The following is a 13,452-nucleotide window of genomic DNA, read 5'->3' as shown; positions in this document are numbered from 1 at the left end:
CTTACGAGAAGCCGCGGCGGATGGCGTCGCGCGCGTAGCGCTCGGCGACATCGGGCGGTAGCGGAGGGGCGCCGCCGCCGTTGGTCGGCGGTGGCGTCGGCGTCGGGTTGCCCGAGTCTTCGAACACGGTCGCGCCGTCCGCCGCGGGCCAGGTCGGTTCGTTGGCGCCGGACCGCGGATCCGAGCCGATCACGTCGATCACTTCGTAATAGAAACCGTTGACGTTGGCCGCGGTCGGCTCGACCTTATCGCCGATCGCACGCTTGACGTTCGCCGCCCACACCGGGAACGGCAGGCCGATGCGCTGCGCGCGGTACACGTAGCCGTTCGGCACGCTCGGCCGAACCACGTCGCCCACGCGATAGACCGCATTCGGCTGCCAGGTCTGCGTGGCCTGGAGCCAAAAGTGATAGGTGTCGCCGTTGTCGAACTCGGCCGAGACGTACAGATAGCCGAGGAACGGTTCGGCAAAATGTATCTCGCGCAGCGTCGCATCGTTCAAGTTCGGGTGCTTAACGACGTTGACCACGAACCGCGGATCGCCGGGATCAACCACGCTCGAGGCGAAGACGTGGAACTTGCCGGCGAAGGTGCAAAAGCCCTTGGTGCCGGCGAACGCTCGCTCGTGGACGGTGCCCGGCCGCTGCACGACGGACCGCGCCTGATCGACATACCCGTTCGTCAGCTCGTACAGGGTCTCGGGCGAAGCGCCGCCCTTCTCGCGCAGGCGCGTGATGCCGGCCTTCGCCGAGGTGAGGGTTTCGCTCGGACTGCCCCACGGTCCGCTCATTGCCGTGCCCTGCCAGGTGCGACCACGATCGGGCGGTCGTCTTCGATGAAATCGGGTTCGCCCGGCCGATAGCGCCGCGTGTGGTGCGAACCGGCGATGCGGTCCATCAGGTAGGTCCGGAGCTGGCTCATGTAGTTGCCGGCGTCCGCGTGCTTGTAGTGCGCTTTCGCGTTCGCCAGGGCGAGCATGAAAATTGCCTCGGGATCGATCGAGGTCATGTCCTCGTCTGCCTCGAGCGGCAGCGGTGCGAAATGCCCCTTGATGCGCAGCTTCCAATCGGAATCGGCCGGCACTGGCCACACCTCGACGCATTGCCGGATCTCGTAGCGCTCCGGCGGGCCGGCATAGCTGGCGCCGTACAGCTCGGGATTGATGCCGGCGCGCAGGCGCCGCCAGTCGTCGCAGCCGTTCGAGATGCCGACCCACGTCACCTTGTACGGCGCGAGGATCTTCGGGCACGTGTCGCCGTTGGCGTTGAGGTCGTAGAAGCGCACGCCCTCCTGCAAATCCCAGGTGAAAAAACGCTCGAGGTTGAACTCGCCGGTCGGCCGCTGGAACAGCAACGTTTGCGCTTCACGGATGAAGTCGTCGAGCAGATCCGCCATGCCGGGCGGCGGGTTGTTGGCCTGCGCGGAGTAGCCGAGGCGGCGCAGCAGACGCTTGCGCATCGCGGCCAGGGTCACACGCGGGAACTCGTCGTCGCAGGCGCAATTGAAATTGCAGTCCTCGCCGACGTCGATTCGAACTCGAAGGATGAATGCCATTTAGACCCCCTGGATCGAGCCGTAAACGCCCACGGAAAACCAGCCGGCTTGATCGGTGATGAGGTATGGGAACGGAACCGGCGGATCGGGCGGATTACTGCTCGTCTGTGTGCGAACTCCATCGAGGCTAATGCCCGACTCGCCCGGCAACTCGCCCGGAAATTCCAGCACCACCACTCGCACGGGCTCGGCAATCGTCGGCCCCTGCGGTTCGATCACGACGTCGTAGACGCCGCCGCCGCCGCCCATTTCGGGCGCGGACAGCTCGATCACCCCGTTCGTGACGGTGACGGTGATTCCCTCGCTCTCGTAATCCGCCGGATCGATGAAAGCGTTGGCGAACTTCACGCGGATTCGCGCATTTGGATAGCGGTCGAGAATGTTCGGCATGCTGCCTCCGATGTAAAAACGGCCCGGCCAAAGCCGAGCCGCCGTGATTGCTGCACCGCTGACGCGGTTACTTCGGCGGTTCGGTCGCGGCGCCCGCGCCATTGCCTGCGGCGGCCTTCTTCTCGACGGCGGTCGCCTTCTTGAACGCGGCCTCGAATTCGGCGCCGCCGTCGCCGTAGGCCATCTCGGCCCAATGCGTCTCGCGCTTGGCGTTGTAGCCGTAGCGCAGGCACAGACGATCGAACTCGTCCTCGGCGTTCAGGCCCTCGGGCGTCTCGATCTCCGCCTCCGATGTCGCGTTGACCATCGCCTTGCCGTGAATGAGCTTGAGGATCGGCACCTCGTAGGCGCGGACGGTGAGCGGGATCTGCGCGACGGTGTCGCGCTGAACCAAAACGGTGACTAGCTTCATAACGAACTCCGATGGATTGGGAAAACGGGAGAGCCGGCTTGCGCCGGCTCAACCGCGGTCAGGCGATAGCGAACACGCCGTGCGCGTTCGCGCGGTCCATCGACAGGGCGTGCTTGAGCTTGTAATCCCAGTAATGCACGTACTGGTTGTGCGGCTTCTGCGGCTTGGTGAGCTTGAAGTCGTGGCCCTGGACCGGGCGCATCTTCATGTGCTTTTTGTTGAGCAGATACGCACGCTTGGTCCACGGGATGAGCGGCGCGAGGGCGGCGTCGAGGTCTTCGAACGTCGGATCCCAAATGATCGGGATGCCCTTGTAGTAAAGCTCGGTGATGCCGCCGTCGAGGCTGGTGCCGCCCTTGCCGGACACGACAACGTGCCGCTGGATTTCTTCCTTGGCGTACTTGCGGTAATTGTCGATCCACGCCTCGCCGGCGAGGATGTAGCGGTTGCCGGCGCCGCCGTTCTTCTTGGTCGCGCGATCGCCGACCTCCAACTCGTCCAGGATGTTCGCGGCGACGATGCCGGTCTTGGCGTAGTTGCGGAAGAACACCGCGGTCGCGCGGTTGAAGCCGCCGACGATGCCGGTCGTGGGATCGAGTGCGACCAACAGGTCGAGACCCGGGATCGCCTTCGCCGACTGCGTGCCGTCCTGGTGCAGTTGGAAGTCGAGGCCCTTCTGCATGCCCTCCTTGAGGGCGTACATCTTGGTATCGACCAGGTCCACCAGCGCGACGCGCTCGGCATCGGTCGCCTTGGCGCTCTGATCGTCGGTCAGGATAAAACCGTTCTGCGTGGCCTCGTCCTCGGAGATACCCATACCGTCGCGGTACGTGCTCCAGATGTACTTGGCCTGGTCGTTCGGGTTGCGGTTGTTGAAGTCGAGCGTGTCGTTGTGGCTCACCCACTGGCCGTTCTCGCCGTAGTTGGTGATGACCTGCTCGGTGACGTACTGCAAACCGCCGGCGAACGACTTGCGGCCGTCCATCAGATTCTTGAGCAGGGGCTTTTCCTGCGCGATCTGATCGATCGGCTCGTTCTTGAGGTGGTAGTCGATGCTCGCCTTGGCGGCGACCTCGAGTGCGGGGGGGCTGTACGGCATAGCGATGTCCTCGAAAGAGATGGAAGGAATCCATCCGCGTTCGAGGTGCGCGACGCCCCTAACTGCGCTACAGGTGGCGAGCCTGCTATTTCAGCCTTTCGCGGTGCGGCGGGTGGTGCCGCGGCGCCAACATGCCACACCGCACCGCGAAGTCAACGGACGAACTCAGCCCAGGCCGGCGGCCTCGAGCGCCTGCGTTACGGCGTCGAGCGCGGACTTGGGCTCGGCGACCAGGTTGCGGCCGCCGCCACCGCCAGGACGCAAGGGATTCGGCGTCGGGGTGGGCGTGGGCTCCGCCGGCACAGGCAGCGCCGGCAGCTTCTCGTAAGCCTTGCGAATCTCGGCGACCCATACGCTCGGCGGCTTTGTCGCGGTGATCGCATCCAACGCGGGTTGCAGGAACGGCAGCTTTTGCGCGAACTGCGGATCCTTCGCTTTCAGCTCGGCGTTTAGCGCCGCCGTGTCCGCGATGGCCTGGTCGAGCGCGGCCTTGGTGTTGTCCTGCGTACCCACCGCATCGGCATGCTTCTCGCCCAAGGCTTTGAGGTTCCGCGCCTCCGCAAGCTCAACGGCACGCTTGCGCGTCAGGTCGCCGGACGATACCTCGGCCGCCAAGTCCTGGTGCTGGGCCAGCACGTCGGCGCCGGCCTCGTCGGTGGACTTGCCGAGCTTGGTCTCGAGTTCCTTCGTCATGCCACGCAACGCCGCGAGCGCGCGTTCGCCCTTGACCGGGTCGCTCGAATTGAAGGCGCTGAGCACGCCCAATGCCATGCTGAATTGCTCGGGGCTGGCTCCGGTGCCGACGACCAGGTTCTCCCATTCCTGCGCCCGCTGCGCCACCGGCCGGAGCGCCTCGGCGTCGGCGGCACGCTTGGACAAGTCGCGGAATCGCTCGGCCGTCTTCTCTTTGTCGATGCCGAGTTCCTTGATTTCTTTCTCGACGGCGAGTTCGGCCTCGGTCTTGCCGGCGGCTGCGTCGCCCTGCCCGTCGCCGGCCTTGTCGTCCTTGCCGTCTTTCGCCGATTGCTGCTGATCCGCGCCGGGCGTGCCAGCCGCGGGAGCGGCGTCGGCGTTCGGCTTCGCGGCGGCGTCGCCGGCGTTGGGCTGGGCCGCCGCGGAAGCCGGCGCCGCAGACTCGCCGCCGGTGACTTTGTCCTCGGCCTGCTTGATCTCCGCGAGCAGCTCCTCGCGCGCTTCCTCGGGCGTCTTCTGGATCGGCTGCTGCTGATCGGTGGCTGCGTCCGGGCCGGCCTCGCCGTCGATGGCGATCTGCGCCGCCGGCTGGCTGGTGTTGGTGGTGATCTTGCTCATGGTGCTGTGCTCCAGGGGGTGGGGTTACGCGGCGGCCGCGGCGAGAGCGGGTACGGCGGCGGGGTTCGGGACGGGCACGCCCGCAGGGCCGACAACACCAGGCGCACCAGCGCCAGGCACGGCCAGCGGTGGCAACGCGACGGCCTTCGGTAGGAAGCGATCGACATCGATGCGTTCGTCGAGTCGGCGGAACGACTCGCGCAACAACTCGGTATAGGCCTCGATCACACCGGACGCGGCGAGCATCGGGTTGGAAGCCGCCAGCGCGATTCGTTCGATCATCTGCATCAGCAGCGGCAGCAACGTTGCCCAGGCCTCGCGCTCCGCCGCGGTGTCCGGTCGCCCGCTGGTGCCGGCGCGCACCGCCACGTCCACGATGTCGAAAATCTCGTCGCGGGTGTACTTGGGCCAGATGGACTTGGGCCCGGCAATCCGCGCCATCTCCTCGGCGGTGTACGCGCTGAGTCCGATCTCGAGCATCGCGCACGCGATGTCGTTGACCAACTCCTCGACGTTCTCGCGTTGGCTGTCGCCGCGGCCGGTCGAGCTGTTGTCCATGATCGTTGCTTCGGTCGCGGTCTTGGCCTTGACCATCGTCGAGCGCGCCGCGTCCTGGAGGCCGACCAACTGCTCGAGATCGCGCAGGATCGGGCCCACGTCGTACAGCGCCGGGTCGATGTTGGGATAGCTGATCGGCACGAGCAGCTTCGACAGGTCGGCGTCGGGGTCGGTCAGATGCACGCCCACCATTTCGCCGGTCTCGGCCTGCTCGACCTTTTTCGCTTCGGTCGGCGGCACCGCGCCCGCGTTGAACGCGGTCTTCGGAATGGCGCGCTTGCGGTGCAGGCGTTGGCGCGACCGCGTGGTCGAGTATTCATCCTGCAACTTGTGGCAGCCCTCGACCGTCGATTGCGGCCAGCGCTCCGCGTCCAGCCAATTGAAGCCCAGGACGAAGTACGGGTAGAAGCGCGCCGACAGGTGATCGGGGGTGTACGGCTCGCGCAGGTACTCGTCGAAGCCATCGCCGAAGGTGTAGACGGTGGTATCCGTCTTGCACCACAGCTCCCACACGCGGATCCACCCGGGTTGCGGATCGCCCGAACCTGGCTGGTGTTCGACCTTCGCCGCCGGCCCCGAGTCGGCCTTGCGGTCGTTGTACCTGGTCAACTTATCGACCTGCTCGCAGGTCAGGCCGAACGAGTCCATTACGTCGTCCGGCTGCATCCACGTGAAATTGGCCTGCCACCCGGCGTTGAGGTGATCGATGATCTCGGAGCAGCCCGGATCGACGACCCATGTCTCGAGCGTGATCGGATCGAGGACGAAGCCCTTGCGGACCTTCGGGTCGGCCTGCTCGCTCACGGCGCGCAACTGCTGGCGCAAGTCCGCGGCCTTCTCCTCGTGCTCGGCGATCTTGTTCGGGTCGTCGAGCTGCCGCTGCAAGGTCTCGATGCGCGCGATGTTGTCCTGCAAGTCGTTCATCCGGCGCTGAATCACCGGGTCGCGGCGCTTATCGATCTGGAGCGACAGCTTGAGCACGCCCACCGGCACGACCTGCGCGGCCCGGATCGCGCGGCGCACGGCCGGCTTGACCTTCGCATCCTTGAACCACTTGGTCTCGGCGATCTCGATCGTTTCGGCGAACGCGCGGATGCTTTCGTCGCGTTCGGCGCCGACCGACTTCACCGGATCGGATGCGACCTCGGGGTTCTTCGCATACAACTGCGCGAGCTGCGTCTCGAGCACGGACTTGAGGATCGGAGCATCGACGGCGTACTCGGCGCCGGCTGCGTCTTTCATGTTGCCTTTGGCGTAGCTGCGCCAGCGCGGCCACCGCTTGCGCTCCTCGTTCTCGCCGTCGAGCGCGGCCTTGACCTTCTTCTGCCACTTCCGGCACTGCGCGCGGTCCTGGTTTTGCTTGAGCTTGGCCGCGTCGTCGGCGCCAGGATCGGGCGCCGCACCGGACACCGGCACGATCGAATCAGTATCGGACACGTTCACGTTTTTCTTCCTCCTCTTGCTGCTCGAACCACGCGAGCGTGTTGACTTCGGGTGTGGTGCTGGCGCTTGGCGCCGGGTCTGCATTAACGATCGAATCCGCAGCGCGGCCGGCCATGCCGCACACATCGACCTTGTCCTTGTAGCGACCGGCCGGGAACTTGCAGAGCTGATCGATCACCGCGTCCGCCCACGGACAATCGACGGGGAAATGCACGACGCCGGCCTGCGCCAGCGCGGCAAAGGCGCGGCTCTTGGCGACCTTGTCCTCGAGGGACGGCAGCAGCGTGCGGTTGACGTAGGCGCGGCGCTTCTTCATCTCGCGCCGGATGTGCGGCCCGAGCGCCTTCTCGATGACGCCCTGCTCGCCGATCCAGCGCAGCGGCTTGCGCTTCTTGTCCTCGATGAACTCGAACGCGGCGTCGATGCTCTCGTCGGTCTCGACCTGGCCGCTCCACCAGCCCACCGCCCACCATTCGCCGGCGGCGTCCACGCCCCATAGGCCGTGCTCGGAATAGTCGGGATCGTTGTCGATCTCCTCCTCGGTGACGGCGAAGTCCGAGATCAGGTAGAAGCGCAGGCGCTTGGGCAGCTCGTGCCGGGTGTACCGATAGGGCTCGAACCAATCGCGCTTGAAGTAGATGCCGGAGTCCGGCGCCGGTCGCTGCTGGTACAGGCTCGACCAGGTCCGCGGCTTCGATTCGTGCTGCGCCCAATGCTCGCGCGGCATGTATTCCGGCCACAGGTACTCGCCCACCTTGCGGCCGAGCGGATCATCGAGGCGCTCCGCCTTGGCCGGGATGCACAGAACCTCCCAATCGACGCCGTCGCGGCAGCGAATGATTCCGCTGCGGCCGTCGTAATCCTTCGGCAGCAGCCCGCCGGCGAGATCGTTCTCCGACCATCGGGTTTGAATGAGGATGACGCTCGCGTGCGGCTTGAGGCGGGTTAGAAAATCGTCGTCGTAGGCACGACGCGTCGTCTCCGGCGTGGTCGGCGACTCGGCTTCCTGTCGGCCGGCGACCGGGTCATCGATGATCCCGAGGTCGCAGCGTGACGAGGTGATGCCGCCCAGGATACCGGCGGCGAACAGGCCGGAGCCGTTGCCGAGTTCCCATTCGTCCGAGGCGTTGCTCCCGTTGCACAGCAGCGCGGAAGGCGGCGGCGGCGAGTTCGGCGACATGCTGCCGTCCGGCCAGATGGCGGCATATTCCCGGCTCGCGACAATCTGCCGCGCCCGCTTGCTGTGCCGGATGATCGGCTTGCCGGCATAGCTGGTCATCAGCACGCGTAGGCCCGGGAACGCGCCCATCGCCCAGCTCGGAGCGACGACGCTCGCGTAGGTCGATTTCGCCGAGCCCGGCGGCTCGAAGATCATCAGCCGGCCCATGCTCTTGCGGATGCAGCGCTCGACCGCTTCCATCGTCAGCCGGTGGTGCGCGGCGACCGTCGTCTCGATCGGCTTAAACAGCCACTCGTCCGGGTCGTCCGCCATCGGGGCGCCGGGGATGGTGATTGCCTGGCTGTACGCGACCAGCGACTCGCGCGCGCGCCGGCGGCGCAGCAGCTCCGCCGCGGCCTGTTGCCTGGTGATGCTGCCGTCAGCCATCGGTGCCTGCCTCGACCTGCGCGGCCTGGGCTTCGTCGATGCCGGCGGCGATCGCAAGCAGTTCGGCCTCGGTCAGGTCGGCCACGGACACCTTGCCGGTCGCCTCGAGCCTGCCGCGGACAGCGTGATCGAACTTGTCGCGCCAATCCTTCCGGCGCCGATTCTTGAGCCAGAAGATGCAGGCCACGGTGTCGGGCGGCGCCTGGCGGCGAACCTCGACCACCTCGACGGACTCGATCTCGCTCGTCCGCTTGCCGGTCTTGCCGTACCTGACGCGCTTGACCTTGATCGCCTGCTGCTCGGTGTAGGCGTAGCCGCGGGCACGCTCGAACAAAGCGCGCTCGACCCGGTCGTCGGCTGGCTCCTTGCCAAGCTTTAGGGCGTGACGAAACTCGTCGTCCCCCTGCGCCCAGCGGTACAGGGTCCGGACGGACACCTCGAAGAAGTCGGCGATCTCCGCGTCGGTGGCGCCGATGGCCGCGAGCTTCGTCGCCTGGGCGGTGAACTCGGACTTGAACGCGGTCGGGCGGCCAGTCTTAGCCACGGGCCCCTGCCAGGTCGTCGAAGTGCTGCGCCAGGTCGTCGGCGATCTCATCCGAACTCGGGCACCGGACGCGGCGCTCGACGGTGTCGCCGGCGTAGAAGCCCACCAGCCACGCCGCGCGCTCCTGGACCATCCGCGTCACCGAAACACCCTGCTCGCGCAGCACGTAGACCTGGCCCGCTTCGGACGCGAGCAGGTAGCTACCGCACCGTGCGTCGTGGCGGTTGTTGCGGATTCGGTCTGCGATCTTGGCGGCGAGGTCGGTCATGTCGTCCGGGCAGGAGTAAGAGCCGATGGGCTTCGGCTTGCGATTGAATTGGCTGTGCGCTGCCAGCTTCCGGCGCACACGCGCAGGTATAGCCCTCGGGCTGGAGCGTTCAACGGACATGGCCGGCGGCGTCAGGCCGCGCGCTCCTCGCCGAACAAGGTCGGCGCGATCAAGGCGCGGACGATGGGCTCGATCGTGATCTCGACGCGCGCGCCCAACTCGTCCGGGTCGCGGCGGTATTTGTGAATCTCGTGGAGCTGCTTGTCGTCAGTCCAGGCGATGCCGTTCAGGGCGTCGTCGAGAACCTTCTCGCAGTTCCCCAAGTCCATGCACTGGACCGTATCGCCCCAAAAGTCGGGATCCTTGCGCGCGCGCCGCGCCCAATCCTGCGGCCGTGACGGATACAGGCGGATGGACACGCGAACGCGGCCCTGTAGCTTTCCGATGCCGGCCATCGTCGCCAGCTTCGCGACCTCCTTCCGGTACTCCTGGGCCTCGGGGGTGACATAGGTGATCGCCATCGGCTTGTGCGGCGGCACCTTCGATTTGACGACTCGGGTCGCCCAGTAGCGGTTGGCACTGACGGGGTAAGGCAATACGAGGGTGATCGGTTTCATCGGTTGCGATCCTGGCTGGTGCGGCGCTTCGGCGCGCGGCGAATGGGGACGTCGCGCACGGGCGGCGCGAACAGGTGGTCAACGTCGGCGTGCGGGAACACGCACTCGGGGATCGGGCCGTAGAACGCGGTAACGACTTCGCGTCGAGCGCCGAGGCGCCAGCCCGCACCGGGCGAATGCCAGCGCAGGAACCGCGGCATATCGCCGGCGACGGTCGAGGTCTGGACGCCGTAGAGGCCTGGCTCGATCGGGGCGTCGGGCGGGAAGCGCCAGTTCATCGCCACCGCCTCTCAAGCGGGCGCGCACGCGGTGTCGGCGGTGCAAGTTCGCGCGCGTAGGCGTGGTGAGCGTGGGAAACCATCGACCACGCTGTCGCGGTGGACACACCGGCGTAGGCGGCGATTTCGTGTGTGTTGCAACCCTGCTGCAAGAGGTTGAACACATCGCGATCGCCGAGGTTCGGGCGAGGCTCGACGGTCATAACCCCTTCGCAGGGTCGTCTACCGCAGGCTCGTTGCCGCGTCGCGCAAGCTCGGCGGCGATCCGCTTCGCCTCGCGCTGTTCCGCTTCCTTGCGGGCGGTCTCGAGGCGTTCCGCCGGCGTCGGCTCGAGGATCCGCGCGATCGTCTCAAGCGACTTCTCGGCGAAGCCTGGCGTGATGTTGGGCTTGCGCGGCTCGGGCGCGGCCAGGTTGGCGACGGGCTCCTCGGGCAGCGGTTCGCCGCGCATGACGGCGTCCCGGGCCAGGCCGTAGGCGGATTTAATCATCCGCTGCCGGTCTTCCTCTGTCGCCTTGCCGTACCGATAGCCGTTGATGAATTGCCACACGGCGCGGGAGAAGCGCGACGCGGTGTCGGGCTTGCGCAGCTCGAACGACACGCGGTCGAGGCTCGGGATGCCGAAACACATCGCGCGGAACCTCGGCGCGTTCGGCGGGAACTCGTTTCCCTCGGCGACGCATGCGCGCAACCCGACCGCGAGCTGCTCCGGGGTGACGCCGGCGAGCGACGCGGCCCATGTCTTCGCGGCGACGCCGGCGGCGGCCGTGCCGTACTGACTGGCCCAGGTGTGGCCGTACATGCCGAGCATTCGCTCCCAAAGCCGCTTAAGCGCGGACTCGGATTGCGGATCCTTCGATAACTGCGACGGCGCCGGCCGCGGGTTCGGATCGTCCGGCGGCGCAATCGTCGTCGGCGTCGTGGATTGCGGCGGCTTCGTCCGCAAGGCTTTGGCCGCGGACACGGCCGCTTGTGCTGCGCGTTGCATCGTTGGTGCCTCCGGTGGGGTTCTTCTTGGCGTCGCGGAGCTTTCGCAGCGCGGCCGCGGTGATGTAGGCGGACGGCTTGTCCTGGAATTCGTCGAGCTTCGATAGCTCGACGATGTCGGCGGCCTTGCCGCCCTCGACGACGAACGGGCCGAGGTTCTTGTCGAGCCTCGTGACCTGGATTCCGGCGCGTCGAAGCTCGATGGCGCAGGCGACAACGGGGTCGAGCAACGGGCGCGCGGGGTTCTCGTGGCCTTCGAACTGGCCGAAGTGATCCGCGGGCCGGTCATCGGAGCCAACCGCCGCAGGCGGGGGTGTGGTTACACCCTCGGTGTCTGGTAGATCACTTAGCTTCCCTTGGCTTCTGTTGGTGCCCGTGTCCCCGGGGACAGTTGGGGGACGCTCGCCGCTGTCTCCCGGGACGCCGCCGCCGTTGTCCCCGGGGACACGACCGGGCTTGTCCCCGTGGACGAAGTCGGGACGCCACGATTCCGAGCCGGTCGCTTCGAAGTGCTCGCGCCACTGCTCGAACGTCGGATAGACCGCGCGATCCTGGCGACGCTGCGCCGCCTTCTTGATCGCCGCACAGTTCGATTTCCAGCGATCGCGCAGGCGCGCGGTCCATGCGGCGTTGGCCTTCTCGGCCACAACGGGGTGATACAGGCGGCCGTCGCTACATTCGATCCAGCCGCGCAGCGCGTCAGCGCGGTGTTTCTTCCACTCGCGCGGCGTGCGCGCGTAGCCGACGAAGTTCGCGAGCGACTTCTCATCGTTCGGGAGCGAGCCGGCGGGCACTTGGTGCCATGCCACACACCACAAAAGCACGGCGCACCGGAAACCCTCGCCGGTCGCGTGCGCGATCAGGTCGCTATCGCGCAGCCGCACAACGTCGAGCGGCATATATGCGAAGTCGCGCAAGGCGACGTTCGGGGGCACCAGTGGCGCGGGAACTGTCACGCGCGACGACCGTCCTTGAGCATCACCAGGTCGCCAGCCTTCTGCGGCGACTCGATTGCAGAAGGTGAGCGGCCGATTTCGTCGTGCAGACGGATCGCGTCGATCTCTACCTTGACCGCGTTGATGTAAGTGCCGGCGACCATGCTCGTCGCCTTTGCGCGCTCAACAACCTCCGGTTTGGCATCGGGATCTCCCAGCGCCTCGAGCATCGCAACCAGGTGGTTACGGACATCAGCCATCGAGTTTTTCACGGTTCCTCCGGTTGATTTTCCGATTCAAAGCGCCCTTTAGCTGGATGAGCTGGCAGACGTCCTTGGGGTATCGGTTGTGGAAAATGTTTCGGGCGCCGAGCTGTGCGCGCGAGACCAGCTCGAGCGCGTCGAGAGTTATCTCGGCAGCGACGACGGACCGCCTACCAGGCCGGAACGCGATCGCATGTCCAGATGGGACCGGGCCGTTCGCCGCTTCCCACACAAGGCGATGCACTCCCACCCATCGACGCGCGGGAACGACGCTTTGATCGTCGGAGACCTTGCGCTCGAGGTAGCCGTCCGCGTTGACGCGCTCCGTGCCGATCGGAAGGTAGTTCCGCGCCTCGTGAGTCGGACGCCCAGCTTTGAATTGCGTAGCCGCCATGCGGCCCGGCGCCCAGCCAGGCCGACGAAGCCCCTTGTTGGCGGGCACGTGTCCCTTTGGATAGCGACCCGATGTTCCGCGCAGGTCGCCCTTTTGTAGTCGTCCAGACGCGCTGCTGCTCAGGAACTCGGCGGATTTGCGCAAGCCGAGCTGTTTCGCCTTTTGATACGTGGACGTTTCGCTATGGCCGCACACGAAGGCGACTAGATACGTCGGCCAATTCGCGTAGTTGATGCGCAGCGTCTCGAGCTGGTCATCGGTCCACGTCTGGCGCGGCGCGTTCACAACGGGCCCTGCAACACGCTGTTACGGCCCATGCGGGTCTGGATGAATTCGAGAGCCTTGACCGCGGTGATGAACTCGCGCTGCAACTGCGCGGCCTCGTCCTCGGGCGCAAGCGGCTGCGGCTCGGCGTAGCCGGCCTCGCGCATCTCGTGCGCAGCGAGAATATGGACGCCGGCCTGGCGCGCAGCTTTGCGCAAAAGAGCCAGCTCGCCGAGGTCGATCTTTTCCCGCTTCTCGGTGTTGAGGCAGTGGGCCAGCTTGCGACCGGCGTCGTCGGCAGGCATCGCCGGCCACAGCAGCGCGCCAACTTTTTTCAACCCACCAAGCGCGACCACCGTCGAGCGGATCGCATCCTCGTATGAGTCGTAAAACAAGGGGATTTGTGCGGAGGGCATAGGGGTTTCCCTTTCTGTCCCCCACCGTGGGACGGCGTGGGACAAGCTCGTGGGGATAAAAAAAAGGCCCACCCCCTCGCGAGGCCGAGCCGTTGAAATCAGGGATGCAACCC

Annotated in this window: 17 protein-coding genes; all 17 read right to left on the bottom strand. The window is 66.3% G+C overall.

The window, feature by feature from the left end; all coding sequences use genetic code 11:
- Position 1: 1 nt before the first annotated feature.
- Positions 2-790: a hypothetical protein gene (locus tag ACTOWJ_RS05975; RefSeq protein WP_441333683.1), complete on the bottom strand. Its 789-nt coding sequence runs from the start codon at positions 788-790 to the stop codon at positions 2-4.
- Complete coding sequence (locus ACTOWJ_RS05970) at positions 787-1,473, bottom strand: phage adaptor protein (RefSeq protein WP_441333682.1); 687 nt, start codon at positions 1,471-1,473, stop codon at positions 787-789. The genes ACTOWJ_RS05975 and ACTOWJ_RS05970 overlap by 4 nt, the downstream gene beginning before the upstream one ends.
- An 81-nt stretch (positions 1,474-1,554) precedes the next feature.
- Positions 1,555-1,944: a hypothetical protein gene (locus tag ACTOWJ_RS05965; protein WP_441333681.1), complete on the bottom strand. Its 390-nt coding sequence runs from the start codon at positions 1,942-1,944 to the stop codon at positions 1,555-1,557.
- Positions 1,945-2,011: 67 nt separating this feature from the next.
- On the bottom strand, positions 2,012-2,356 hold the full coding sequence (locus ACTOWJ_RS05960; RefSeq protein ID WP_441333680.1) for a hypothetical protein: 345 nt from the start codon (positions 2,354-2,356) through the stop codon (positions 2,012-2,014).
- A 58-nt stretch (positions 2,357-2,414) separates the two neighbouring features.
- The gene (locus ACTOWJ_RS05955; protein WP_441333679.1) at positions 2,415-3,455 is read right to left on the bottom strand and encodes a phage major capsid protein; all 1,041 of its coding nucleotides are present in this window, start codon (positions 3,453-3,455) and stop codon (positions 2,415-2,417) included.
- Between the two features lie 165 nt (positions 3,456-3,620).
- On the bottom strand, positions 3,621-4,766 hold the full coding sequence (locus ACTOWJ_RS05950; RefSeq protein ID WP_441333678.1) for a hypothetical protein: 1,146 nt from the start codon (positions 4,764-4,766) through the stop codon (positions 3,621-3,623).
- A gap of 24 nt (positions 4,767-4,790) precedes the next feature.
- Complete coding sequence (locus ACTOWJ_RS05945; protein WP_441333677.1) at positions 4,791-6,761, bottom strand: hypothetical protein; 1,971 nt, start codon at positions 6,759-6,761, stop codon at positions 4,791-4,793.
- Entirely contained in the window at positions 6,748-8,373 is a 1,626-nt protein-coding gene (locus ACTOWJ_RS05940; protein ID WP_441333676.1) for a hypothetical protein, read from the bottom strand. The genes ACTOWJ_RS05945 and ACTOWJ_RS05940 overlap by 14 nt, the downstream gene beginning before the upstream one ends.
- The gene (locus ACTOWJ_RS05935) at positions 8,366-8,917 is read right to left on the bottom strand and encodes a hypothetical protein (RefSeq protein WP_441333675.1); all 552 of its coding nucleotides are present in this window, start codon (positions 8,915-8,917) and stop codon (positions 8,366-8,368) included. Before ACTOWJ_RS05935 ends, ACTOWJ_RS05940 begins: the two co-directional genes overlap by 8 nt.
- A complete protein-coding gene (locus ACTOWJ_RS05930) occupies positions 8,910-9,185 on the bottom strand; it encodes a hypothetical protein (RefSeq protein ID WP_441333674.1) in 276 nt (91 codons plus the stop codon). The genes ACTOWJ_RS05935 and ACTOWJ_RS05930 overlap by 8 nt, the downstream gene beginning before the upstream one ends.
- Positions 9,186-9,316: 131 nt before the next feature.
- Positions 9,317-9,802, bottom strand: a complete 486-nt coding sequence (locus ACTOWJ_RS05925) for a RusA family crossover junction endodeoxyribonuclease (RefSeq protein ID WP_441333673.1) — start codon at positions 9,800-9,802, stop codon at positions 9,317-9,319.
- Positions 9,799-10,080: a hypothetical protein gene (locus ACTOWJ_RS05920; protein ID WP_441333672.1), complete on the bottom strand. Its 282-nt coding sequence runs from the start codon at positions 10,078-10,080 to the stop codon at positions 9,799-9,801. Before ACTOWJ_RS05920 ends, ACTOWJ_RS05925 begins: the two co-directional genes overlap by 4 nt.
- A 199-nt stretch (positions 10,081-10,279) precedes the next feature.
- Positions 10,280-10,882 (bottom strand): hypothetical protein, encoded by a 603-nt coding sequence (locus tag ACTOWJ_RS05915; protein ID WP_441333671.1) that lies wholly within the window; start codon positions 10,880-10,882, stop codon positions 10,280-10,282.
- Positions 10,883-10,907: 25 nt separating this feature from the next.
- On the bottom strand, positions 10,908-11,966 hold the full coding sequence (locus tag ACTOWJ_RS05910; RefSeq protein ID WP_441333670.1) for a DUF1376 domain-containing protein: 1,059 nt from the start codon (positions 11,964-11,966) through the stop codon (positions 10,908-10,910).
- Between the two features lie 53 nt (positions 11,967-12,019).
- Positions 12,020-12,274 (bottom strand): hypothetical protein, encoded by a 255-nt coding sequence (locus ACTOWJ_RS05905; protein ID WP_441333669.1) that lies wholly within the window; start codon positions 12,272-12,274, stop codon positions 12,020-12,022.
- Positions 12,255-12,944: an HNH endonuclease gene (locus ACTOWJ_RS05900; protein ID WP_441333668.1), complete on the bottom strand. Its 690-nt coding sequence runs from the start codon at positions 12,942-12,944 to the stop codon at positions 12,255-12,257. Before ACTOWJ_RS05900 ends, ACTOWJ_RS05905 begins: the two co-directional genes overlap by 20 nt.
- A complete protein-coding gene (locus ACTOWJ_RS05895) occupies positions 12,941-13,339 on the bottom strand; it encodes a hypothetical protein (protein WP_441333667.1) in 399 nt (132 codons plus the stop codon). Before ACTOWJ_RS05895 ends, ACTOWJ_RS05900 begins: the two co-directional genes overlap by 4 nt.
- Positions 13,340-13,452: the final 113 nt, after the last annotated feature.

This window comes from Lysobacter sp. CA199, from assembly GCF_052078715.1.
In the GTDB taxonomy this organism is placed as follows: domain Bacteria; phylum Pseudomonadota; class Gammaproteobacteria; order Xanthomonadales; family Xanthomonadaceae; genus Lysobacter.
This window is presented reverse-complemented; position numbering and strand designations above follow the sequence as displayed.

Coding starts and splice junctions, on each gene's coding strand:
- ACTOWJ_RS05975 (WP_441333683.1), bottom strand. CDS start 790: ATGAGCGGACCGTGGGGCAGTCCGAGCGAAACCCTCACCTCGGCGAAG.
- ACTOWJ_RS05965 (WP_441333681.1), bottom strand. CDS start 1,944: ATGCCGAACATTCTCGACCGCTATCCAAATGCGCGAATCCGCGTGAAG.
- ACTOWJ_RS05960 (WP_441333680.1), bottom strand. CDS start 2,356: ATGAAGCTAGTCACCGTTTTGGTTCAGCGCGACACCGTCGCGCAGATC.
- ACTOWJ_RS05955 (WP_441333679.1), bottom strand. CDS start 3,455: ATGCCGTACAGCCCCCCCGCACTCGAGGTCGCCGCCAAGGCGAGCATC.
- ACTOWJ_RS05950 (WP_441333678.1), bottom strand. CDS start 4,766: ATGAGCAAGATCACCACCAACACCAGCCAGCCGGCGGCGCAGATCGCC.
- ACTOWJ_RS05940 (WP_441333676.1), bottom strand. CDS start 8,373: ATGGCTGACGGCAGCATCACCAGGCAACAGGCCGCGGCGGAGCTGCTG.
- ACTOWJ_RS05930 (WP_441333674.1), bottom strand. CDS start 9,185: ATGACCGACCTCGCCGCCAAGATCGCAGACCGAATCCGCAACAACCGC.
- ACTOWJ_RS05925 (WP_441333673.1), bottom strand. CDS start 9,802: ATGAAACCGATCACCCTCGTATTGCCTTACCCCGTCAGTGCCAACCGC.
- ACTOWJ_RS05920 (WP_441333672.1), bottom strand. CDS start 10,080: ATGAACTGGCGCTTCCCGCCCGACGCCCCGATCGAGCCAGGCCTCTAC.
- ACTOWJ_RS05915 (WP_441333671.1), bottom strand. CDS start 10,882: ATGTACGGCCACACCTGGGCCAGTCAGTACGGCACGGCCGCCGCCGGC.
- ACTOWJ_RS05910 (WP_441333670.1), bottom strand. CDS start 11,966: ATGCCGCTCGACGTTGTGCGGCTGCGCGATAGCGACCTGATCGCGCAC.
- ACTOWJ_RS05895 (WP_441333667.1), bottom strand. CDS start 13,339: ATGCCCTCCGCACAAATCCCCTTGTTTTACGACTCATACGAGGATGCG.